Origin of the sequence: Microbulbifer sp. (assembly GCF_036563125.1) — a bacterium.
Taxonomy (GTDB): Bacteria; Pseudomonadota; Gammaproteobacteria; order Pseudomonadales; family Cellvibrionaceae; genus Microbulbifer.
Genome location: NZ_DATCMV010000089.1, coordinates 1 through 24,098 on the forward strand (window position 1 = coordinate 1; position 24,098 = coordinate 24,098).

Sequence of the window (24,098 nt, forward strand, 5' to 3'; positions counted from 1 at the left end):
GCGCCACGCGATCAAGTATGGTGCCGACCTGATCAAGATCACATCTACCGGTGGTGTTCTCACCGACCGTGCTACCGGTACCGGTCAGCAGATGGAAATGGATGAACTTCGGGAAGTGGTACTGGCGGCAAAGCGCATGGGTCGCAAGGTTGCCAGCCACGCCCATCAGGAAGACGGCATCATCGCCGCTCTGGAAGCGGGCGTGGACAGCATTGAGCATGGCACCTACGCAGGCCCTGGATCACACCGCCTGTTTCGCAAGACCGGAGCCTATCTGGTTCCGACCCTGCTGGCCGGCGAGACCGTTGTGGAAATGGCCAAGAACACCGACGTCCTGAGCGAGGCGCAGAAAGTCAAAGCCATCCGGGTGGGCAGTGATATGCAAGGCAATTTCGCCAAGTCCGTCAACGCAGGTGTGAAAATCGCCTTCGGCACCGACAGTGGCGTATCCAGACACGGTGAAAATGCGCGCGAGGCTGTACTGATGCACAAGGCTGGCATGGATGCCATGTCGATCATTCAATCCGCCACGATCAACGCCGCCGACCTGCTGGGGATGAGTAATACCATCGGCAGTCTTGAGGTGGGCAAGCAGGCCGATATCATCGCTACGAATGGCTCGCCATTGGAGAATATTGAAGAGCTGCTGGATATGGACTTTGTAATGAAAGGTGGCAAGGTGTTTGTAAACAAAGCGTCCACAGACTTGGAATCCATCTAACGCGTTCGGATACAGAGACTTCCTGCTGGGCGCTCGGCCCACCGTCAGATGCGTGCAACGCTGTGTTCAACGCATCTGACGATGAACTATTTTCACGGATAGAATGTCCCAAAGCCCGACAATCAAAGGTGCGGTTTAATCCACACCTTCTTTACTTCATCAGCGACCGCACAACGTCCAGCATCCTGTTGGCAAAGCCCCACTCGTTATCAAACCAGATCAGTACCTTCGCCATCTTGCCACCGGCAACGCGGGTCTGGCCGGCATCGACGACGCCGGAGCGCGGATCGTGGTTGTAGTCGCAGGAAGCCAGGGGTTCTTCGCTGTAGCCGAGCACGCCGGCAAAGCGGGTTTCGGCGGCGGTTTTCAGTACTGAATTGACCTCGGCCTGGGTAACGGGCTTTTTCAGCTGCACCGACAGGTCGATGGCCGACACGTTGATGGTGGGCACGCGCATGGCCTGGGCTTCGAATTTTCCGGCCATGTCGGGAAGGATACGCTCGATACCGCGGGCGAGACCGGTGTCTACCGGGATTATCGAGTTCAGTGCAGAGCGGGTTTTGCGCAGGTCGGTATGATGGTAGGCGTCGTTTACCGGCTGGTCGTTCATCGCGGAGTGGATGGTGGTAATGACGCCGGCTTCGATACCGAAGGCGCTCTCGAGGGCCGCAATCACGGGAATGCTGCAGTTGGTGGTGCAGGAGGCGGCGGAGATGATGGTCTCGCTACCTGTGAGCGCAGTGTCGTTGACGCCGTAGACGATGGTGGCATCGACGTCGCGGCTGGCGGGCTGGGAGAAGATGACCTTTTTTGCACCGGCCTTTATGTGTAGCTCTGCCCGTTCGCGTTCGCTGAAGCTGCCGGTGCATTCTAGGACGACGTCCACCGGCGGGCTGCACCAGTCGAGGTCTTCCAGTTCGCTGTGGTGGGTGACGGCAATCGGGTCACCGTTGATGTGCAGGGTGTCGTTGTGCACGCGCACTTCGCCGTGGAAACGGCCGTGGACGGTGTCGTATTTGGTGAGGTGGGCGATGGTGGCGCAGTCGGCCAGTTCGTTGATGGCAACGATCTGCAGCTGGTCGCGCAGGTTGGATTCGTAGAGGGCTCGAAGGACACTGCGTCCTATGCGGCCATAGCCGTTGATGGCGAGTCTTATTGGCGTTTGGGTGGGCATGAAATCCTCAGGCTGACGGCACCGCCTTCAGGATTTATTTATTTCCAGTGCGGTGGCGGTCAGGCACTGGGGACGGGTTTTCAGGACCGCTGTGAATACGTCCCTGTACGCTTCGTCGGCAACATCCCTGTTGCCGACGATCCTGAAAACCCGTCCCCAGCACCTGCCCTTCTATTCAAACCACAGAGCTTCGTTAGCCTGGGCTCGTTATTACTTCAGCAGTCCTTCAACCGCTTCCGCTACTTTGTCGGTGGTGATGCCGAAGTGCTTCATCAGGTCACCGGCCGGTGCGGATTCACCGAAGGTGTCCATGCCGACGATAGCACCGTCGAAGCCTACGAACTTGAACCAGTAGTCCTTGTGACCGGCCTCTACCGCAACGCGGGCGCGCACGGAAGATGGCAATACGGATTCGCGGTAGTCGGCGCTCTGGGCAGAGAAGGCTTCGGCACAGGGCATGGAAACCACGCGCACTTTGCGGCCGGCGAGTTTTTCGGCGGCGGCGGTGGCGAGCTCGACCTCTGAGCCGGTGGCGATGATGATCGCTTCCGGGGTGCCGTCGCAGTCGCGCAAGATGTAGCCGCCCTTCTCGATAGCTGCCAGCTGCTCATCGGTGCGCGCCTGCGGGGCGAGGCCCTGGCGGCTGAAGATGAGGGCGCTGGGGCCGTCTTTGCGGGCCACGGCCATTTTCCAGCTCACCGCGGATTCGGTGGCATCGCAGGGGCGCCAGGTGTGCAGGTTGGGGGTCACGCGCAGGGCGGTGAGCTGCTCTACCGGCTGGTGGGTCGGGCCGTCTTCGCCGAGGCCGATGGAGTCGTGGGTGTAGACGAAGATCACGCGCTGCTTCATCAGTGCGGCCATGCGCACGGCGTTGCGGGCGTATTCCATGAACATCAGGAAGGTGGCGCCGTAGGGCACCAGGCCGCCGTGCAGGGCGACACCGTTCATGATGGCGCTCATGCCAAATTCGCGCACGCCGTAGTAGACGTAGTTGCCGCTGGCATCGTCTGCGCTGACACCTTTGGAACCGGACCAGATGGTGAGGTTGGAGCCGGCCAGGTCGGCGGAGCCGCCGAGGAATTCCGGCAGCAGCGGGCCGAAGGCATTCAGCGCATTCTGGCTGGCCTTACGGGAGGCGATTTTCTCGGCGTCGGCCTGGCACTTCTTGATGTACTCGTCGGCCTTGGCGAGGAAGTCCGCGGGCAGATCGCCCTTCATGCGGCGCACAAATTCTTCCGCCAGTTCCGGGTAGGTCTCTTTGTAGTCCTCGAAGATGTCGTTCCACTCTTCTTCCTGCGCCTCGCCCTTGCCGCGCGCGTCCCAGGCGACATACAGCTCGTCCGGAATCTCGAACGGTGCGTACTTCCAGCCCAGGGTTTCGCGTACCAGGGCGATTTCCTCGGCGCCTAGCGGGGCGCCGTGGCACTCTTCGCGGCCCTGCTTGTTGGGGGAACCGAAGCCGATCACGGTCTTGCAGCAGATGATGGTGGGCTTGGAGGTTTCCGCGCGGGCTTCTTCGATCGCGGCCTTGATCGCCTGCGGATCGTGGCCGTCCACGCCCGGGATCACATGCCAGCCGTAGGATTCGAAACGCTTCGGGGTGTCGTCGGTGAACCAGCCTTCCACTTCACCGTCGATGGAGATGCCATTGTCGTCGTAGAAGGCGATCAGCTTGCCCAGGCCCAGGGTGCCGGCGAGGGAGCAGGCCTCGTGGGAGATGCCCTCCATCAGGCAGCCATCGCCCAGGAAACAGTAGGTGTGGTGATCTACCAGCTCGTAGCCTTCACGGTTGAACTGGGCCGCCATGACCTTCTCGGCCAGCGCCATGCCCACCGCATTGGTGATGCCCTGACCCAGCGGGCCGGTGGTGGTTTCCACGCCCGGGGCGTAGCCGTACTCGGGGTGACCCGGGGTTTTGGAGTGCAGCTGGCGGAAGTTCTGCAGCTCGTGGATGGACAGGTCGTAGCCTGTCAGGTGCAGCAGGGAATACAGCAGCATGGAACCGTGGCCATTGGACAGCACGAAGCGGTCGCGGTCCGCCCACTCGGGGTTGGCCGGATTGTGTTTCAGATAGTCGTTCCACAGCACTTCGGCGATATCGGCCATACCCATGGGGGCGCCGGGGTGGCCGCTATTGGCTTTTTGGACCGCGTCCATGGCGAGGGCGCGGATGGCATTGGCCTTTTCTGTGCGAGACGGAGTAGAAGACATAGGGATCTCTCGGTTTGGGATCTTTCGGTTCATCAGATGTGCTGCGGGCCGGGCTCTGACGGCCAGTTGCCGCGATCCCGCTGCGGCCTCAGCGCCAGTAGCTAAACCAGTGCCGGTAGCGAAACGGGGGCGTATTTTCCCGTAATCGCCCCGCCGGCGCAAAGCCCGCGGGTTCAATTCCCCCGCTCCCGGCAGCAACAATTTCCTAGAGAATGACGATCTTTTGGCTAACCCGTGGTTTACCTGCATCTCCATCAAAAAATTTCGATGCAACTAAATCAAAAAACTTTGATATAGGTTTTGAGCACTGCTAGACTCCCCGGCATGTTTGACACCAGCAGTGCCGACACCGGCACAGAAATCCGCACCAGCGACCAGATTCCGCAACTGGCGGCGACCCTCAAGGCCGCTGGCGATCCGCTGCGCCTGGAGATCCTGCGCTTGCTGGCCCAGGACTCCTACAGCGTGCTGGAGCTGTGCCGAATCTTCGACCTGCGCCAGCCGGCCCTCTCGCACCATTTGAAGGTTCTCGCGCAGGCCGGGCTGGTGAGCAAGCGCCGCGAGGGCAATAACCTGTTTTATCGCCGCACCGCGGGCATTGATCTGCTACAACAATTGTTCGCCGGCCTCGACCTGCTGCCGCTGCCGGAGGCTCGCGCGGAAACTGTGGCACAGATTGCCGCGGAGCGCGCGGAGGCATCGCGCCGTTTCTTTGCGGATTACGGCAACCGCTTCCGCGAACAGCAGGAGTTGATCGCAAGTTATAGCGTGTACGGCCCGCAGGTAGCACAGCTGTTGAAACCCGGACGTCACGCGCTGGAGGTCGGCCCCGGCGAGGGCGAGTTCCTGGCAGAGCTGGCGAACCGGTTTGGCACGGTAACGGCGCTGGATCTGTCAAAGACGATGCTGGAACGGGCACAGGCGTTCGCGGACGAGCAGGGCCTGCAAAATATCGAATTTGTCTGCGACGACACCCGCGCGGCGGCTTCCCGCCCGGAGAGTGCGGACTGCATTGTGGTGAATATGGTTTTACACCACACCCCGGAACCGGCGCAGATTTTCCAGGATTTGCAGCGGTCCCTGAAAGTCGGCGGGCAGCTGTTGATTACCGAACTGCACGACCATCAGCAGGACTGGGCACGGGACGCCTGTGGCGATCTCTGGCTCGGGTTCGCGCCGCAGCAGTTGGTCGAGTGGGCCTCTGAGGCTGGACTATCGAAGGGCCGCAGTGTGCACAGTGCGCTGCGCAATGGTTTTCAGATTCAGATCCAGGAATTTGTTAAGTCGTAAGCTTCACAGCTCTGGTGCGTTTTTTCAGTAGCCGCACCACACAACCAAAATCAGACTCAGCGCTCCCTAATTAAAACGACGGAACACTGAGGCAATAATTTCGTAAACCGCCAGCAGCGGACAAGGAGAAACTCACAATGAGTGAATACAGCATCTTTACCTCGGAATCCGTTTCCGAAGGCCATCCGGACAAAATCGCCGACCAGATTTCCGATGCAGTACTGGACGCACTGCTGGCGCGCGACAAGAACGCCCGCGTTGCCTGTGAAACCCTGGTGAAAACCGGTATCGCCGTCATCGCCGGTGAAATTTCCACTTCCGCCTGGGTCGATCTCGAAGAACTGGTGCGCAAGGTCATCACCGATATCGGCTACACCTCCTCCGACGTCGGCTACGACGGCGAAACCTGTGGTGTCCTGAACGTGATCGGCAAACAGTCCGTGGACATCGCCCAGGGCGTCGACCGCGTGAAGCCGGAAGACCAGGGTGCCGGTGACCAGGGCCTGATGTTCGGCTATGCCACCGACGAAACCCCGACCTTTATGCCGTCCCCGATCTACTACGCCCACCGCCTGGTAGAGCGTCAGGCGGAAGCGCGCAAGTCCGGCCTGCTGCCGTGGCTGCGCCCGGATGCGAAAAGCCAGGTGACCTTCCGCTACGACGAAGATGGCAAGCCCTGCGCGATCGACGCCGTAGTACTGTCCACTCAGCACAACCCGGAAGTTTCCCAGGAAGACCTGCGCGAAGCGGTGATGGAGCTGATCGTGCACCACGTGCTGCCGGCAGAGCTGCTGCACGCGAACACCAAGTTCCACATCAACCCCACCGGTAAATTTGTGATCGGCGGCCCGGTAGGCGACTGCGGTCTGACCGGGCGCAAGATCATCGTCGACACCTACGGCGGCTCCGCCCGTCACGGCGGCGGCGCCTTCTCCGGCAAGGACCCGTCCAAAGTGGACCGTTCCGCGGCTTACGCCGGCCGTTACGTGGCGAAAAACATTGTTGCCGCTGGCCTCGCCAAGCGCTGTGAAATCCAGGTGTCCTATGCCATCGGTGTGGCCGAACCCACTTCCGTTGCCATCAACACCTTCGGTACCGGCAAGGTGAGCGATGAGAAACTGATCGAGCTGGTGCGCGAAAACTTCGACCTGCGCCCCTACGCCATTTCCAAGGTTCTGGACCTGCTGCACCCGATGTACCAGCTCACCGCTGCCTACGGCCACTTCGGTCGCGAGCCGTTCGAGCACACCTACAAGTGGATCGACAGCCACGGCCACGAGCAGACCGAAACCTTCACCGCCTTTCCGTGGGAGAAAACCGACAAGGCGGAAACCCTGCGCGCCCAGGCCGGCCTTTAAAACCCGATAAAAAACACACTTGGCAGGGGCCTGTTTGCAGGCTCCTGCAGAAAAATTAAGAGATTTAGGTAATGAACCAGATGAGCACCGAATTCAAAGACTTCAAGGTCGCCGATATTTCCCTGGCTAACTGGGGCCGCAAGGAAATTGAAATTGCCGAGGGCGAGATGCCCGCGCTGATTACCCTGCGCGAAAAATACCGCGCGGAACAGCCGCTGGCGGGCGCCCGCATCATGGGCTGCATTCACATGACCATCCAGACTGCGGTGCTGATCGAAACCCTGGTGGCGCTGGGCGCGGAAGTGCGCTGGTCCTCCTGCAATATTTTCTCCACCCAGGATCACGCCGCTGCCGCCATCGCCGCACGCGGTATTCCGGTGTTTGCCTGGAAAGGCGAAACCGAGGAGGAGTACGAGTGGTGTCTCGAGCGCACCATCGGCGCCGACGTGGCCGGCTGGCAGCCCAACATGATCCTGGACGACGGCGGCGACCTGACCGAGCTGCTGCACCGTAAATACCCGGAGCTGCTGGACAAGGTCCACGGTATTTCCGAAGAGACCACCACCGGTGTACACCGCCTGCAGGACATGCTGAAAGCCGGCACCCTGAAAGTACCCGCGATCAACGTCAACGACTCCGTTACCAAGAGCAAGAACGACAACAAATACGGTTGTCGCCACAGCCTGAACGACGCCATCAAGCGCGGCACCGACCACCTGCTGTCCGGCAAGAAAGCACTGGTGATCGGTTACGGTGACGTGGGCAAGGGCTCTGCGGCATCCCTGCGCCAGGAAGGCATGATAGTGAAGGTCACCGAGATCGATCCCATCTGTGCCATGCAGGCGTGCATGGACGGCTACGAGCTGGTCTCCCCGTTTATCGACGGCATCAACACCGGCGATGCGTCCTGCATCAACAAGGACCTGCTGGCCAACACCGACCTGCTGGTGACCACCACCGGTAATGTGAATGTGTGCGATGCCAACATGCTGAAAGCGCTGAAGAGCGGCGCGGTGGTGTGCAACATCGGCCACTTTGACAATGAAATCGACACCGCGTTCATGCGCAAGAACTGGGAGTGGCAGGAAGTAAAACCGCAGGTGCACAAGATTGTGCGCAACGCCGAGAACAACGACCACCTGCTGCTGCTGTCCGAAGGCCGCCTGGTAAACCTGGGCAACGCCACCGGCCACCCCAGCCGCATCATGGACGGCTCCTTCGCCAACCAGGTACTGGCCCAGATTCACCTGTACCAGGAAAAATTTGCCGACCTGCCGGCGGACCACAAAGTTTCCGCACTGTATGTGAAGGTACTGCCGAAGCAGCTTGACGAGGAAGTGGCCAAATACATGGTGGAAGGCTTCGGCGGCGTGATCACCCGCATGACCGAGACCCAGGCCAAATATATCGGCGTTTCTGTTGACGGCCCCTACAAGCCGGAAAGCTACAAGTACTAAAAAACCTCAAGGCCGGCCGCGAACCAGTTGCGCGGCCGGTTGCCGAGGGAATGGAACTGAATAATGAGTGACTTAAGAATCAGCTTTGAGTTTTTCCCCCCCAAGACCGAAGAGGGCCGGGACAAACTGTACAAGACCCGCGAAGAGCTGCAGGCATTTACCCCTGCGTTTTTCTCCGTGACCTATGGTGCCGGTGGCACCACCCGCGATACCACCGCCAACATCGTGTGCAATCTGCGCCGTGACGGTGTTTCCATCGCTCCGCACCTGTCCTTTGGCGGCGACAATGAGGAGACCGTGCTCGGCCTGCTGGAGCGCTATAAAGAGTCCGGTGTGGACCGCATTGTGGCGCTGCGTGGTGATATGCCCTCCGGTATGGGCTCGGTCGCACAGCTGGTGTACGCCAACGAGCTGGTAGCGTTTATCCGCCGCCACACCGGCGATCACTTCCACCTGGAAGTGGCGGCCTATCCGGAAATTCACCCGGAAGCGGACAGCTACGATGCCGATATCCGTTTCCTGAAAGGCAAGTTCGAGGCCGGTGCCAACAGCGCGCTGACCCAGTACTTCTACAACCCGGACGCCTATTTCTATTTCGTCGACCAGTGCGAAAAAGCCGGCATCGACTCGCCGATTTACCCGGGCATCATGCCGATCACCAACTTCACCAACCTCGCGCGCTTCTCCCGCAACTGCGGTGCGGAAATTCCGCGCTGGCTGAAGTACCGCATGGAGAGCTACCGCGATCCGGAAGATGTGAAGAAACTCGGTCTGGAAATCGTCACCGACCTGTGTGAAACCCTGCTGGAAGGCGGTGCACCGGGGCTGCACTTCTACACCATGAACCAGGTGGCGCCGAGTGCGGATATCCTGCGCGCTCTGGGATTCCAGGAAAGCGCGGCCTGACCTGGACATCCAAATCCGATAAAAAAGGGGCAATTTGCCCCTTTTTTTGCTATCTAAAGGGGAAATAATTTTAAAACGCACCGACAGGGAGTTGTCCATGGCCGATCGTCCCCTCGTACCCGCCGACCAGGTGATCAGTGAAATCACCATCAAGGCGCTGATCCTAGGCGCCATACTGTCCGCGGTGCTCGCCGCGGCCAATGCCTATATCGGCCTGCTGGTCGGCCTCACCGTCTCCGCCTCGATTCCCGCTGCCGCCACTTCCATGGGGCTTTTGCGGCTGTTCCGCCGCTCCACCATTCTCGAAAACAACATGGTGCAGACGTCTGCCTCCGCCGGCGAATCCCTGGCCGCAGGGATCATCTTCACGCTGCCGGCACTGGTGATGATGGGCGCCTGGAGCGGGTACCACTGGGGCACCATGACCATGATCGGCATTCTCGGCGGGGTGCTCGGGGTCGCGTTTACGATTCCATTGCGGCGCGCGCTGATTGTGGAGACGGAACTGGCGTTTCCCGAGGGCGTGGCCACCTCGCAGGTGCTTAAAACCGGTGGTGTCATTACCGACAAGGACCACCCGGAGTACCGCCCCAGCGCCGAGGCCAAGCGCGGTTTTCGCGTATTGCTGGCAGCCGCCGGACTCGGCGGTTTGATCAAGCTGCTGGAATCCGGCATCGGCCTGCTGGCCGGCGGTGTCGCCGCCACCAAGAGCTGGCTCGGCGGCAAGTGGCTGTTCACCGGCGATATCACCCTGAGCCCCGCCCTGCTCGGTGTGGGCTATATCGTCGGCCTGAACGTGGCCGCACTGGTGTTTATCGGCGGTGTCATCGGCACCCTGATCGGGGTGCCGCTCAATTGGCTGATCAACGGTGACGAGCTGATGCAGCTTGCCGGTGTCAGCGGCGATATGACAGGTTGGAGCGCACAGGACTGGGAAAATCTCGCCGCTACCTCCTGGCAGCAGTGCCGGCGCATTGGTGTCGGCGCGATGATGGTGGGCGGCGTATGGTCGCTGATTACCCTGGCCAAACCGCTGGTGGATGGCGTCAAGGCCTCACTGAATGCCCACCGTCAGTCCATGGCCGGGGAGGTGCCGCTGCGCACCGAGCAGGATATGCCGATTCCCTATGTAGGCCTGCTCATACTGGTTTCCGCAATACCGCTGTATTTCATTTTCCTGTACGCCTTGGATGGCTTTCCCGACCGCTACTGGATCGCCGCCATCATGTCCGGCCTGATGCTGGTACTGGGTTTTGTGTTCGCCTCGGTGGCCGGTTACATGGCCGGCTTGGTGGGCTCCAGCAACAACCCGATCAGCGGCGTCACCATTGCCACGGTGATTGTCTCCGCACTGATCCTGCTGCAGTTGATGGGCAACGAAGGCATGGCCGCCAAGCTCGGCCCGATCGCGGTGATGTACCTCGCTGGCATGATCTGCTCCGCAGCCGCCATCGCCGGCGACAATATGCAGGACCTCAAGTGTGGACACATCCTCGGTGCCACCCCCTGGCGGCAGCAGGTGTTCCAGATTATCGGTGTGCTCGCGGCGGCCGGCGCGATCCCGTTTGTGCTGTCGATACTCGACCAGGGTTACGGCATTGGCCGCGTGAGCCCGCTCAACCCGGAGGCGACACCGCTGTCTGCTCCTCAGGCGAGCCTGATGCGCGATCTATCCACCGGCATTTTCGGTGCGGGCATCGAGTGGAATTACATTTTTATCGGTTTCATTCTCGCGGTGGTGTTGATCCTGCTGGATCAATACCAGAAGCGGCGCGGTGCCGAGTTCCGCTTTCCGGTACTCGCGGTTGCGGTGGGCGTATATCTGCCACTGGGGCTGTCGATTCCGATTTTCCTCGGCGGACTGCTGGCACACTGGCAGCAGAAACGTCGCGGCACCAGTGAGGCCGAAGGCAACGGCCTGTTGCTGGCTTCGGGCCTGATTACCGGCGAGGCGTTGATGGGCGTGATTGTCGCTGTACTCGCGGTCAGTGCACCGGGCAAAGTGCCGTATCTTGGCGACTTCGCCCTGTCGTCGTGGCTCGGGTTGGCCGGGTTTGCGCTGTGCTTCTGGTATCTGGCCAAGAAGAGCTGAGAGAAATAGCTGAGGCGATAAGCCGATCAGTTTTCGCGATTTAATTTTTCCTGATTCGCTTTATCGCGATTCAGTTTATTGCGGTCCAGGCGCACATTGATCGGCTTGCCGGCGTAGTCCACGACCCGCACCACCAACCGGCGATTCTGCTCCCGCCCTTTCGGCGTGCTGTTGTCCGCAAGCGGATCGGAATCGCCCAGCCCGGCGGCCTCCACGCGCTCGGCGCTGATGCCGCGCTCCAGTAAAAACTGTCGCACCCAGTTGGCGCGCCACTCGGATAGCTTGCGGTTTTTATCCTGATCACCGGCGTTGTCCGTGTGCCCCTCGATCACGATTTTCAGCGCGGGGAAATCCCGCATGATCACCAGCAGCGCCTCGATATCCCCAAGGGTGTCCATCTTCGGCGCAAAGCCGCCGGGCTCGAAATCCACATCCAACACAAACAGCGCGCCCTCCTTGCGCTTTTGTCCCATCAGGTAGCGCACCATATCGTCGCCGAAGGGCTCGGCCTCGCGCGCGATTTTTTCACCGAGCCCATTGCTCACCAGCTCGCGGGGATCGAGGGTGTATTTCTTGGTGGGATCGGGGCAGCCGCAGAGCAGCAGTGCGGGAATAACAACAAATATCGGCGCCCATTGAGGGCGCTGCCGGATATCGGGCATGGGGCCGGCTCCTTTCTTGTGCAGATGGCAGGCGTCCGGCGGATTGTAGGATCGCGCAATGTGGTTCCGTAGCAACAGGTGCGCGGGAAACCACGACAAGAGGCCAACGCAGGCAGCGCACATGGCCCGGCGGCATATTTCTGACAAGCCCCGCTGCACCTTACTCTTGCAGCACCTATTCCGCCTGTGCGGCACCATCTCCACGGGAGATCGCCATGAACAAGAACGTCCTCGCCACTCTCGGCGCCACCGCTATCGGGCTCGCCGCGCTCATCGCGGTTGCGAATATTCAGGCCCAGCAAATCGTCACCGTGGACCCCGGCGATGCCTGGCTGGACGCCAGCGATGGATATCAGGAGAAGGTGACCTGGCGAGTGGCAAGCAAGGGAGGTGCGGCCTCTCCGCGGGGCGTGTTCGTGAACCTCGACAACAATCAGGAACTGGCGGTGGTGGACCGGATTCTCGAGTTCAGCGGTGACCGCGGGGAAATCACCGAACTGGTGCAGATCTCACCGGTACAGGCGCGCAGCTGGCACGCCAAAGGCGTGCGGCGGGTCGGCTATCGCCGGGTGTTTGCCGGTGCCGCCGGCAGCCTTTCCAACCATATCTTGTTTGATCTCGACGCCGGTGGCCGCCTGGTACAAGTTGAGGCTTCGCCCCCTATTCAGACGGCCAGCGGCAAATCCCGGCAGTTGATGATGGCCTGGAACCTCGACAGCGATGTGGGGGAAATCAATGCCTATTCGGTCTCAGGCCAGTTCATCGTTGGCGACCGGGTTGTGTACGAGGTTTCGCAACCGGTGATGGCGGAAGCAGGCAAACCGCTGAAGGAAACCGTGGAATTGCCACCGGGGCTGGTGGACGAACTGCTATCCCAGGGAATTTATGAACTGCGCTACACCCGCACTTTTGTCGACAACAAGGACACACGGCGCAGTGCCTCGGTGCTGGTCAGGCTGACACAGTAACGCGTTGGGAATTAGAAATAATCCACTAACAGCTGCATATCATTGATCACCCGCGCGCCCGCGGCTTCCAGCTGACGGGCGCGTGCGCCGTTGTGGCTGTAGCCGATCACCGGCATGCCGGCGGCCACTGCGGCCTTTACCCCGGCAATGGAATCCTCCACCACCAGACAGTGTTCGGGCGCGACATCGAACTGGCGCGCGCTGTGCAGGAACAGGTCCGGCCAGGGCTTGCCGCGGCCCACGTCGTCGGCGCTGTAAATGCGCCCGGCGAAATAATCCCACAACCCGGTTTTGTTCAGGGTGATCTGCATTTTCGCGTGCGGGCCAGAGGAGGCCACGCAGGTGTAGAGGTCGGTGGTCTGCAGTTTTTCCAGCACTTCGTGAATCCCCGCCACCGCCTCCAGTTCGCTGTGGAAGGCCTCGCGGATACGGCTTTCGGTGGCATTGAAGTAAGACTGCGGCAGCGGCCCACCATAGCGGGTCTCGATGTCGAGGATGCAGTCTTTCGCAGGGCGACCGCTGAACTGCTCGTCCAGTTCTTCCGCGGTCGCCGGCATGCCGAGTTTTGTCATTTCCTCGGCCAGCACCCGGCAGACGATGGTCTCGCTGTCCACCAACACGCCATCGCAATCGAAAATCACCAGCCGGGTATTTGAGTAGGGATTCAACATCGAATACTCCGCTTTTTTCTGTCAGCTGGCGGAAATCAGCAGCAAGCCAATCAGCACACCAACAGCGCCGGCCACCCGCACCAAATTCTCGTTGCCGTGGACGATACCCAACACAAACTCCCGCGTGCGCTCGTATCCGGATTGCAGCGCATAGGCACCAACGACGATCAGCAATATACCCAGCACATTGAACAGGGTGCCCCAGCTGCGGGTATCGGAAATCGCCAAGAAAATTATGCCGATGGCGATGCGCGCCCAGGCGGCAAAATAGAACAGCTGCGGGTTCATGCGCTCGCCGATATCACGGGCGATCTGCGGTTTGAGAATGATGAGAATCGACATCACGGTGATGGCCGCGCCGATCAGCCAGACAAGTGCTTTCATAGTGTGCTCCGATTAAAAATCGCCCCATTGAAATTGCAGTACCGATAGCGCGGCTACCGGTGCGGTTTCGGTACGCAGTACCCGCGGCCCGAGGCGCAGTGGGTGAAATCCCTGCTGTAACGCCAGTTCGATTTCTTCCGCGGAGAGCCCGCCCTCGGGGCCCACCAATAATAACGCGGCATCTGGCCGGCCCGCCTGCTGCTCCAGCTCGGCGAGCGTCGTTTCGGTGCGGTGGTGCAGCACGAGTTTCAGCGCAGCATCGCTTCTGGCGTGATCCAGGAACTGGGTAAATTTCTGTGGTGACAGGATTTCCGGCACGCGATTGCGCGCGCACTGCTCACAGGCGCTGATGGCGATCTGTTGCCATTGGCCGAGTTTTTTCTCCATACGCTCACCGCTCAATTTGACTTCGCAGCGCTCGGTAAACAGGGGCTGGATGGCAGCCACCCCCAGCTCGGTGGCCTTCTGGATAACCCAGTCGAAGCGGTCGCCGCGGGAGATGCCAATGGCGAGGGTGATGGCCAAAGGCGACTGGTAGTCTTCCTCGGAGTGGGCGCCGATTTTCACCAGCGCCTTTTTTCCCGCTTCCAGCAGTTCCGCCTCATATTCACCGCCCTCGCCGTCAAACAGGATCAGCGGACGACCGGGGCCGAGGCGCAGGACTTTGACCAGATGGCGGGACGCAGCTTCGTCCAGCTGAACTTCGGATTTACCCGCCAATGACTCGGCGGAATAGATACGGGGAATACGCAAGGAAATTTCCTAGTTCGAGGAAAAGAATTGCGTGAAGGGTAATACAGGCGGAGGACAAGTTGTAGGGCGTGTACCAGCCCTGCGAGTTCTTTTTAACTCAGGTGGCGGCGGAGCACCGGGTATTTGTTTTCAAAAACGCGGTGAATACGTCCCTGTACGCTGCGTCGGCAACATCCCTGTTGCCGACGCTTTTGAAAACAAATCCCGGCACTCCACCTACAAGTCAAGTTTCGCGCTTCGTAAGCCTGAAAAATCAGACCTTCTCGAAACTCACCGGCAGCTCATCGGCAATCTTGTCGCCTTTGACCTTGATGCGCAGGGTCTCGATGACCTTGTACAGGTTCGGTACCAGCAGAAGGGTAACGAAGGTGGCGCAGAGAACACCGAACGCCAGGCTCACTACCATCGGGATCAGGAACTGCGCCTGGATCGAGCGCTCGAACATGATCGGCACCAGGCCCACGAAGGTGGTCAGCGAGGTGAGGATAATCGGGCGGAAGCGGTCGCGTCCCGCCTGCACTACAGCATCCATTACCGCCATACCTTCGGCGCGCAGCTGGTTGATGCGATCCATCAGTACCAGGTTGTCGTTCACCACCACACCCGCGGCGGCGAGGAAGCCGAGCATGGACATGATACTGATGTTATAGCCCATCAGCAGGTGGCCCAGGATCGCACCGAAGAAGCCGAACGGCACTGCGGTGAGGATCAGCAGCGGCTGCGAGTAGGAGCGGAAGGCAATCGCCAGCAGTCCGTAAATCGCAAAGATCGACAGGAAGAAGAACGCGACGATCGAGGAGCCGAACTCCTCTTCTTCCTGCATCTCACCAGCAGTTTTCAGGCTGAAGCCGGGGAACTGGCTCTCCCATTTCTTCAGGTTCTTGTCGCGCAGTTCCTTCAGGATCTCGTGCGCCGGGGAAGTTCCGGGGATCAGGTCCGCAGTGATCTGCACCGTGCGCTCGCGGTCGTTGCGGCGAATGGTGGTGTAACCGGGAACGTAGACGGCATCGGCCACCGCGCTGAAGGGGATTTCACCCTCGTTGGTGCGGATGCGGATACGGTCGATCTGGTCTTCACTGGCGCGCTCTTCCTGCGGGTAGCGCACCATTACGCGCACATCTTCGCGACCGCGGGGAATACGCTGGACTTCTTCACCATAGAAACCCTGACGCACCTGCCTGGCGACATCGGCGAGGCCGATCCCCATATTGGTGGCGTGGGGCTTCAACTGGATCTCGATGTCCTGGCGCGCAGCGATCAGGTTGTCGCGCACGTCGTAGACACCGGAGAAGCTGTTCAGAGCCTTTTTCACCTCATCCGCCGCACGGCGCATCTCGTCCATGTTTCCGGACGCGGTGCTCAGGTTGAGGGACATACCCTTGCCACCATCGTTAATGGTGTGCTGGATGTTCATCTCTTCCACGCTGGCAGGCAGCTTGCCGACGTATTCACGCCATTTGAGTGCCAGCTGTTCGGAGGTGACATCACGCTCCTCGCCATCGGTCAGCTGCAGCAGCACGGTGACGTTGCCCCGCCACAAGAACACCATGGTGTTCTGTACGAATTCCTTGCCACCATTCAGCGCCAGCATTTCCGGGTCTTTCGCCAGCTGCTCACCGGCGCGCTCGAACTGTTCCAGCGCGCGCTTGGACTCGGCAAACGACTCGCCCTGGGCCATGGTCGTTCTCAGCTCAAGCAGGTCAGACGGCACTTCCGGCGAGAAGGCCTTACCGATATAACCGCCGCCAAACAGGGCGAAGGACAGGATCAGCGCCATCAGGAAGATCATCACCGTGGCGCGGCTGTTGCTCAGGGTTTTTTCCAGCAGCGGCAGGTAATACTTGTCGCCGGCGGCCTTCATACCCGCGGCAAACTTGCCACGCACGTCCTGCATTTTCTTGCCGAACCCCGAAGTAGCGCGTTTTTCCGGCTTCAGGCCCACCAGGTGCGCCGGCAGGATCAGCAGGGACTCGATCAGGGAGAAACTCAGGCTCAGCAGTACCACCACCGGCAGCGACATCATCATCTGCGAGGTGTAGCCGGGCAGAAACAGCATGGGAACGAAAAACACCATGGTGGAAACCACAGCGAAGATCACCGGTGCGGAAATATTCTTCACGCCGGCTTCCGCCGCCTTGAGCCCCACCTCACCGCGGTCGTGGGCGGCATGAACCGCCTCGCCGACGATGATGGCATCGTCCACCACAATCCCGAGAATCATCAGGAACGCGAACAGCGACAGCATGTTCAGGGTGATGCCGGTGACCGGCAGCAGCCAGAAGGCCCCCATAAAGGCAGTGAAGATACCGATGGTCACCCACACCGCCAGCGCCGGACGCAGGAACAGCATCAGCAACACAAACACCAGCGCCAGGCCGGTGACCGCGTTCCAGAACAGCATGCTCATGCGGCTCTCGTAGGCTTCCGAGAAATCGAACCAGGTTTCGAATTCCATACCCGGCGGCAGGGTCTCGCGGGTCTCCTGCATGAACTTGCGGATCGCCTCGGCGGTGGCCACCACGTCCAGCGGCTCGCCCTGCATGACCCGCAGGTTCATCGCCGGCTTGCCGTTGAAGCGGATGATGGAACCCTCTTCCTCGAAATCGTCTTTGATGGTGGCGACGTCGCGCAGCAGCAACTGGGTACCATCGGCGCGACTCAGCACCGGGATACGCGCGAAGTCGTCCGCGGTGTAGGCCTGGCCGCGGGTCTGCACCTGGATATCGCCGCGGTCGGAGCGCACGCGTCCGGCGGGCAGGTCCAGCGAGGAGCGACGCACCGCGCTGGCGACGTCGTCAAAGGACAGGTTGTAGCGGCGCAGGTCCACTTCGGAAACTTCAATGGAGACCTCGTCGGCGCGGTCACCCCATACGTCGACCCGGCGCACGCCGGGCAGCAGCATCATTTTGTCGCGCAGATCCAGCGCGGTTTCTTTCAGCTGGCGCGGGGAGACGGGACCGCCGATGGCGATCATCATCATCTGCTGTTCCCACTCTTCCAGCGCAATCACCGGGCGCTCGATATCCGCGGGGAAGGTGTTGATGGAGTCCACCTGCACCTTGATGTCGTTCAGCAGGCGCAGCTGGTCGTAGCCGTCCACCGCCTGGATACGCACGGTGCTCTGGCTGCGGGCAGACCAGGAATTGATTTCCTTGATGCCCTTCACTTCGGAGATGGCCTGCTCTACCCGCTGGGTAACCTGCTGCTCCACTTCCGCCGGGCCGGCGCCGGGGTAGCTGATATTGATCCGGACAACACCGGGGTTGATGGCCGGGAATACCTCGCGGCCGATATGGGCAATACCAAACAGACCGCCGATGATGATCATGATCATCAGCAGGTTGGCGGCCTTACTGTTGCGGACAAACCATCCGATGACGCCATCCATGATCAGTACGCTCCCTGTGCGGATGCGGTGGTACTGTCGGCGCCTTCCTCGAGGGAATCTTCAGCCTTGTCATCAACCGGTGCTTCGTCTCCCAGGATCAGGCTGGAAGACGGCTTTTCGTTCAGCGGGTTGGGACTCAGCACCATGCCCTCGCGGGAATAGCCGAGGCTGGAAACCACAACCTTGTCACCGGTGGCGATATCGCCACGCAGCCATACTTCATCGCCCACCGCCTGCAGCAGTTCCACCTGGCGGAAGCCCAACTGGTTTTCCTCGTTCAGCACCAGGACGTGGCTACCCTCGTGCAGCGCCTGGCGCGGCAGCAGGGTAATGTCGTCATAGGTCTTGCCGGCAACCTGCGCTTCCACAAACAGACCGTTGATCAGCGGCGCGTCGCCCTGGTAGGGGTTCTGGACCTGGGCCACGGCATAGACGAAGCGGCTGTTGGGATCGATCGCCGCCTCGGTGCGTACGATCTGTCCGCGCCACTCGCGCTGCTGGCCGGCGAGGTTGGCGGTCAGGCGCACTGCCGGGCCATTCTCGATGGCGCGACCCAGTGGCAGCTCGAGCAACGACAGCTGGTGATCGGTCAGCGGCAGGCGCACTTCCGCCACACCGGTACTGTGAATACGGGCGAGCTTGGTGCCGGGGGATACGAACTGGCCGATATCCACCAGGGTTTCCACCACGCGGCCGGCAAACGGCGTCTTCACCTTGGTGCGTTCCAGGTCCAACTTGGCCTGGTCGCGGTCCGCCTTGGCCGCGGCCAGTGCAGCTTCCGCCGCCGCCAGTTGCGGTTTGCGCAGGAACAGGTCGTTGGCGGCGGCAGTGCCCAGGTCGCGCCACTCGCGCTTGGCCTGCTTCGCCATCCCCTGCTCCTGAGCCAGGGATGCCGCGGCAGCAGCCACCTGGGATTCGGAGCGGGTCAGCTGGTGGCGGTAGTCCGCGGCCTCGATCTGGATCAGGGAATCACCCTGCTGAAAGAAGCCACCGGGTACAAATGCATTGCTCACACCTTCGATCACACCGCCCACCCGGGCCACCACTTCAATCTCGTGGCGGGCGTGCACGGAGCCCTGACTGGGCACCAGCAGGGTGTGGCGACCGGGATTCGCATAGAGGATGTCCGCTACCGGCGGCACCGCAGCCTCGGCAACTTTTTCCTCAGGTTTCGGAGCCATCAGGATCACTGCGGCTATCGCAGCGATACCTGCTAAAACAACGATCCCTAAAACTTTGTTCTTACTTGTACTTTTATTCGTTGGATTCACAGACGCGTCCACTGATCAAAAATTAACTAGTCGGGCATTCTACAGGTGTTGTGCGGCATTGGAACTGCCCCCGGGTGCAGGCCGTCGCAGCAGAATGCGATTGACCGCAAACGGACACTGTGAGCAATTTTTGCGGCGCAATTTCTACGCCTGTCAATGTTGGTCAGCGCTCACGCTTGGCCCATAATGGCCGCCGAATTTTCCGGCCAGCACCGCGGTTGGACACTTATCGTTCACCCGCTATCGCGGCCAAAGTTTAATTGCGCGCCCGTATTTGCGACCGGGTCCGGCGCTGACGTCGAACCGTGAAACTCCGAGGATGTAAATAACAAGATGTTGGATATCAACGCCCGTATCGCCGAAGAACTCAACGTGCGCCCGCAACAGGTGGCCGCCGCCGTGGGACTGCTGGACGAGGGCGCCACCGTGCCCTTCATCTCCCGCTACCGTAAGGAAGTGACCGGCGAGCTGGACGACACCCAGCTGCGCACCCTGGAAGAGCGCCTGCGCTACCTGCGCGAAATGGAGGATCGCCGCGCTGCGATCCTGAAAAGCATCGACGAGCAGGGCAAACTTACGCCGGAGCTGGCCGCCCAGATCAACGCCGCCGACACCAAGAATCGCCTCGAAGACCTCTACCTGCCCTACAAGCCCAAGCGCCGCACCAAGGGCCAGATCGCCATCGAAGCCGGCCTCGAGCCGCTGGCCGATGCGCTGTTCAACGATCCGACCCTGAACCCGGAAGAGGAAGCGCAGAAGTATCTCAACAGCGACAATGAAGACGCCGCGCTGCATGTGAAAGACATCAAGAGCGCGCTGGACGGTGCCAAGTTCATCCTGATGGAGCGCTTCGCCGAAGACGCCGAACTGCTGGGCAAGCTGCGCGACTTCCTGAGCCGTGACGGTCTGGTCCGGTCCAAACTGCTGGACGGCAAGGAAGAGGAAGGCGCCAAGTTCCGCGACTACTTCGAATACGCAGAACCCTTCTCCAAGGTACCGAGCCACCGCGCGCTCGCCATCTTCCGCGGCCGCAACGAGGGCATCCTCGCCATCAACCTTGGCCTCGAAGGTGACGAAGAGCGCACCCCGAGCCAGGCGCACCCCTGCGAGGTGATGATCGCCCGCCACGTGGAGATCGAGGACCAGGGCCGTGCCGCGGACAAGTGGCTGAATGAGGTGGTGCGCTGGACCTGGCGTATCAAGCTGCTCACCAGCCTGGAAACCGACCTGCTGGGCCAGCTGCGTGAAATGGCGGAAGAGGAAGCCATCAAGGTGTTCTCCCGCAACCTGAAAGACCTGCTGCTGGCGGCGCCCGCCGGCCAGAAGGCCACCATCGGCCTCGACCCGGGCCTGCGCACCGGCGTTAAAGTGGCCGTAGTCGACGCCACCGGCAAGGTGCTGGACCACACCGCGATCTACCCGACGCCGCCGCAGAATCGCATTCAGGAATCCGCCGCAATCATCGCTGCCTTCTGCAACAAATACGACGTGGGCCTGATCGCCATTGGCAACGGCACCGCCAGCCGCGAGACCGACAAGTTCGTCGGCGACACCATCAAGCAGTACAAACTGACCGCACAGAAGGTGATGGTCAACGAGGCCGGCGCCTCCGTGTACTCGGCTTCCGAATTTGCCGCGAAGGAATTCCCGGACCTGGACGTGACCATCCGCGGCGCCATCTCCATCGCGCGCCGTTTACAAGATCCGCTCGCCGAACTGGTGAAGATCGACCCCAAATCCATCGGTGTGGGCCAGTACCAGCACGACGTATCCCAGACCCAGCTGGCGCGCTCCCTGGACGCGGTAGTGGAGGACTGTGTGAACGGCGTCGGCGCCGAACTGAACTCCGCCTCTGCACCGCTGCTGGCGCGCGTGTCCGGCCTCACCGCCTCCATCGCGGCCAATATCGTTACCTTCCGCGACCAGAACGGCGCCTTCAAGAGCCGCGACCAGCTGAAGGATGTGCCGCGCCTCGGGCCCAAGGCTTTCGAACAGGCCGCCGGCTTCCTGCGTATCAACAATGGTGAGAACCCGCTGGACAAATCCGGTGTCCACCCCGAGTCCTACATCGTGGTGAAGCGTATCGCCGAGAAGAACGGCCGTGAGATCAACAGCCTGATCGGCGACTCCGCATTCCTGCGCAAGCTGAACCCGGCGGACTATACCGATGAGAAATTCGGTGTACCCACGGTGAAGGACATCATCGCCGAACTGGAAAAACCCGGCCGCGACCCGCGCCCGGAATTCCGCACCGCCAAGTTCGAAGAGGGCGTGGAAGAGATCAAGGACCTGCGTCCGGGCATGGTGCTGGAAGGCACCGTCACCAACGTCACCAACTTCGGCGCGTTTGTGGATATCGGCGTGCACCAGGACGGCCTGGTACACATCTCCGCGCTGTCCGAGCGATTCGTCAAGGACCCGCACGAGGTGGTCAAGGCCGGTGACATCGTCAAGGTCAAAGTGATGGAAGTGGACGTGGCGCGCAAGCGCATTGGCTTGTCCATGCGTATGTCTGACGAGCCCGGTGAGCAGGGCAGTGGCGGCGTGCAGAAAGGCGACCACCGCGAGTCACGACAAGCACAGCGCCACAACAACAAAAATCGCCAGCAGCCCGCGGGCAACGGCGGCCGCGGCAGCATGGGTGATCTGCTGGCAGCGGCGATGAAAGGCAAGAAATAACCGGCCGCGCAAGCGAAAGGGCGGTCTTCGGACCGCCCTTTTTCATTCAAGGCCGCAAAACTATTCCTATAAAAAAACGGTTTATTCAAAATGGCACTCTCAAAGTCCCTCTCCTCTTCCGATCGCGCCCGCCTCGAGGCATTTCTGGAAAGCACCCGCTTAAACACCCAGTCCTATCTCGGTTACCCGGTATCCAAGGATTTCGAATTCGAGGATCTGGTGGAATTCCTGCGATATCCGCTCAACAACCTCGGTGATCCCTTCGGCGATTCCACCTGGCGGGTGGACAGCCGCAGTTTCGAGCGCGAGGTCATCACCTTTTTCGCCGACCTGCTGCGCGCGCCGAAAAATGACTGGTGGGGTTATGTCACCAACGGGGGCACCGAAGGCAACCTGTACGGCCTGTACCTCGCCCGCGAGCTGCTACCCAAGGGCATCGTGTACTACTCCCAGGACACCCACTACAGCGTGGCGAAGAACCTGCATTTTCTCGGCATGCGCCACATCATGATCCGCTCGCAGAAGAACGGCGAAATGGATTACAACGACCTGCGCGAAACGCTGCGCGCGCGCCGGGATATTCCGCCGATCATCTTCGCCAACATCGGCACCACCATGACCGAGGCCCGCGACGATCTGAATACGATCAACCACATCCTCGACGAGTTGGCCTTCAGCCAGCGCTACATCCACAGCGACGCGGCCCTGTGCGGCGGCATGGCACCGTTCATGGAACCGCGCCCGGCATTTGACTTTGCCGATGGCGCCGACAGCATTTCCATCAGCGGGCACAAGTTCTTTGGCTCACCCATTCCCTGCGGCATCGTGCTGGCACGCAAGTGCAATGTGGATCGCATTGCCCGCTCCATTTCCTATATCGGCAACCTGGACACCACCATCACCGGTTCCCGCAACGGCTTCACGCCGCTGGTACTGTGGCACACCATCCGCTCCCAGGGTGTGGAGGGACTGGCGGCGCGCGTCCAGCACTCACTGGATACCGCCAGTTATGCCGAAACCACAATGCGCAGTGCCGGTATCAGCGCCTGGCGCAACCCCAACGCCATCACCGTGGTGTTTCCGCAGGTGGCTGAGTCGGTGAAGCAGAAATGGCAGCTGGCAACCGCCAACGGCCAGAGTCATGTGATCTGCATGCCGAATGTCACCCGCGCCCAGATCGACGAATTGGTGGAGGATATGGTGGCAACATCAGGGAACCCCGCCGCGTAATCGCCGCTGGCAGTGCAGGCAAGCCTGCCAGTGTGACTATTTCACGCTGGCTTGCTTTACACTTGCCACTCCAGTTTGCGGCAAGGCTCCCGGCGCTAATGGCCAGATCTCAAGACGACAACCTCAGGCTCGACAAGCAGCTCTGCTTCAGCCTCTATTCCACATCGCTGGCGATGGGCAAACTGTACAAGCCGATGCTGGAGGAGCTCGGCCTCACCTACCCGCAATATCTGATGATGCTGGTGTTGTGGGAACAGGACGGCATCACCGCCACAGACCTCAGCGCCCGCCTGATGCAGGACAAGGGCGCTCTGAGCCCGGTCATTCGCCGCCTGGAAAGCCAGGGACTGATCGACCGCAGGCGCGATCCGGAGGACGACCGGCGGGTGCTGATCCTATTGTCGGCGGCCGGCAAAAAGCTGCAACAGCAGGCCAAAGACATTCCCGAGCGGGTTTTCTGTATCAGTGAGCTGGATGAAAAGACCGCACGCAAGCTGAAGCAGCAGCTGGATACGCTGCGCGACACCCTCAACACCCATCTCTGATCCCCTCAATATTCGCGACGACTTCCAGCATCGATAGCACTGCGTAGCGCCGTCGACTCACCATTCTTATCGTTTACATAGCCACAATTAATTATCGCGATAACAGTTATCGCGATAACCTTCTCTCGAAATCACGAAGACGCGATACCCAAAATATCGCACCAATCCTGAACGACCGAGGAGATGGAACCATGAAAACACTGTATACCGCTTCAGCCACCGTGACCGGTGGACGCGACGGCAGAGCCGTTTCTTCAGACGGCGTGCTGGACCTCAAGCTGACAACCCCGAAAGAACTGGGTGGGGCCGGAGGCGCGGCCACCAATCCGGAACAGCTG

At 60.6% G+C, this 24,098-nt stretch carries 18 protein-coding genes; 10 read left to right on the forward strand and 8 right to left on the reverse strand.

Annotated elements, in window-relative coordinates; genetic code table 11:
* The coding region (locus VIL80_RS07000) for an amidohydrolase family protein (protein WP_332035404.1) at positions 1–721 on the forward strand (721 nt) is incomplete at its 5' end.
* Between the two features lie 151 nt (positions 722–872).
* On the opposite strand, the gene VIL80_RS07005 is transcribed toward VIL80_RS07000, so the two are convergent.
* Together VIL80_RS07005 and tkt are read right to left on the reverse strand one after the other, a co-directional pair.
* Positions 873–1,895 carry a type I glyceraldehyde-3-phosphate dehydrogenase gene (locus VIL80_RS07005; RefSeq protein ID WP_332035405.1) on the reverse strand — a complete coding sequence of 341 codons (1,023 nt, stop codon included), beginning with the start codon at positions 1,893–1,895 and terminating at the stop codon, positions 873–875.
* Between the two features lie 210 nt (positions 1,896–2,105).
* Entirely contained in the window at positions 2,106–4,106 is a 2,001-nt protein-coding gene (tkt, locus tag VIL80_RS07010; protein ID WP_332035406.1) for a transketolase, read from the reverse strand.
* 324 nt (positions 4,107–4,430) lie between these two features.
* On the opposite strand from tkt, the gene VIL80_RS07015 reads away from it, so the two are divergent.
* The 5 genes from VIL80_RS07015 to VIL80_RS07035 all read left to right on the forward strand — a co-directional run bounded on the left by VIL80_RS07015 (position 4,431) and on the right by VIL80_RS07035 (position 11,209).
* On the forward strand, positions 4,431–5,396 hold the full coding sequence (locus VIL80_RS07015) for a metalloregulator ArsR/SmtB family transcription factor (RefSeq protein ID WP_332035407.1): 966 nt from the start codon (positions 4,431–4,433) through the stop codon (positions 5,394–5,396).
* 137 nt (positions 5,397–5,533) lie between these two features.
* Entirely contained in the window at positions 5,534–6,754 is a 1,221-nt protein-coding gene (metK, locus tag VIL80_RS07020) for a methionine adenosyltransferase (protein WP_332035408.1), read from the forward strand.
* A 71-nt stretch (positions 6,755–6,825) separates the two neighbouring features.
* On the forward strand, positions 6,826–8,211 hold the full coding sequence (gene ahcY / locus VIL80_RS07025) for an adenosylhomocysteinase (RefSeq protein ID WP_332035409.1): 1,386 nt from the start codon (positions 6,826–6,828) through the stop codon (positions 8,209–8,211).
* Positions 8,212–8,274: 63 nt separating this feature from the next.
* Entirely contained in the window at positions 8,275–9,117 is an 843-nt protein-coding gene (gene metF / locus VIL80_RS07030; RefSeq protein WP_332035410.1) for a methylenetetrahydrofolate reductase [NAD(P)H], read from the forward strand.
* 97 nt (positions 9,118–9,214) lie between these two features.
* Positions 9,215–11,209, forward strand: coding sequence for an OPT family oligopeptide transporter (locus tag VIL80_RS07035; protein ID WP_332035411.1), 1,995 nt, complete (start codon positions 9,215–9,217; stop codon positions 11,207–11,209).
* A 26-nt stretch (positions 11,210–11,235) separates the two neighbouring features.
* Here the strand turns inward: VIL80_RS07035 and VIL80_RS07040 are convergent, their stop codons facing one another.
* Positions 11,236–11,871, reverse strand: coding sequence for an OmpA family protein (locus VIL80_RS07040; RefSeq protein WP_332035412.1), 636 nt, complete (start codon positions 11,869–11,871; stop codon positions 11,236–11,238).
* 215 nt (positions 11,872–12,086) lie between these two features.
* On the opposite strand from VIL80_RS07040, the gene VIL80_RS07045 reads away from it, so the two are divergent.
* Positions 12,087–12,839, forward strand: coding sequence for a hypothetical protein (locus tag VIL80_RS07045; protein WP_332035413.1), 753 nt, complete (start codon positions 12,087–12,089; stop codon positions 12,837–12,839).
* A gap of 11 nt (positions 12,840–12,850) precedes the next feature.
* Here VIL80_RS07045 and VIL80_RS07050 read toward each other — a convergent pair whose 3' ends face one another.
* From VIL80_RS07050 to VIL80_RS07070, 5 genes are all read right to left on the reverse strand, one after another.
* The gene (locus VIL80_RS07050) at positions 12,851–13,510 is read right to left on the reverse strand and encodes an HAD family hydrolase (RefSeq protein ID WP_332035414.1); all 660 of its coding nucleotides are present in this window, start codon (positions 13,508–13,510) and stop codon (positions 12,851–12,853) included.
* Positions 13,511–13,531: 21 nt separating this feature from the next.
* Positions 13,532–13,894 carry a hypothetical protein gene (locus VIL80_RS07055; RefSeq protein WP_332035415.1) on the reverse strand — a complete coding sequence of 121 codons (363 nt, stop codon included), beginning with the start codon at positions 13,892–13,894 and terminating at the stop codon, positions 13,532–13,534.
* Between the two features lie 12 nt (positions 13,895–13,906).
* Positions 13,907–14,647, reverse strand: a complete 741-nt coding sequence (locus tag VIL80_RS07060; protein WP_332035416.1) for a 16S rRNA (uracil(1498)-N(3))-methyltransferase — start codon at positions 14,645–14,647, stop codon at positions 13,907–13,909.
* A gap of 253 nt (positions 14,648–14,900) precedes the next feature.
* Positions 14,901–18,035 carry an efflux RND transporter permease subunit gene (locus VIL80_RS07065; protein WP_332035417.1) on the reverse strand — a complete coding sequence of 1,045 codons (3,135 nt, stop codon included), beginning with the start codon at positions 18,033–18,035 and terminating at the stop codon, positions 14,901–14,903.
* A gap of 2 nt (positions 18,036–18,037) precedes the next feature.
* Entirely contained in the window at positions 18,038–19,216 is a 1,179-nt protein-coding gene (locus tag VIL80_RS07070) for an efflux RND transporter periplasmic adaptor subunit (protein ID WP_332035418.1), read from the reverse strand.
* Positions 19,217–19,639: 423 nt separating this feature from the next.
* Here VIL80_RS07070 and VIL80_RS07075 point away from each other — a divergent pair, with 423 nt between their 5' ends.
* The 3 genes from VIL80_RS07075 (at position 19,640) to VIL80_RS07085 (ending at position 23,760) form a co-directional block, all read left to right on the forward strand.
* Positions 19,640–21,985 carry a Tex family protein gene (locus VIL80_RS07075; protein WP_332035419.1) on the forward strand — a complete coding sequence of 782 codons (2,346 nt, stop codon included), beginning with the start codon at positions 19,640–19,642 and terminating at the stop codon, positions 21,983–21,985.
* Positions 21,986–22,075: 90 nt separating this feature from the next.
* A complete protein-coding gene (locus VIL80_RS07080) occupies positions 22,076–23,215 on the forward strand; it encodes a histidine decarboxylase (protein WP_332035420.1) in 1,140 nt (379 codons plus the stop codon).
* A 98-nt stretch (positions 23,216–23,313) separates the two neighbouring features.
* On the forward strand, positions 23,314–23,760 hold the full coding sequence (locus tag VIL80_RS07085) for a MarR family winged helix-turn-helix transcriptional regulator (protein ID WP_332035421.1): 447 nt from the start codon (positions 23,314–23,316) through the stop codon (positions 23,758–23,760).
* Positions 23,761–24,098: the final 338 nt, after the last annotated feature.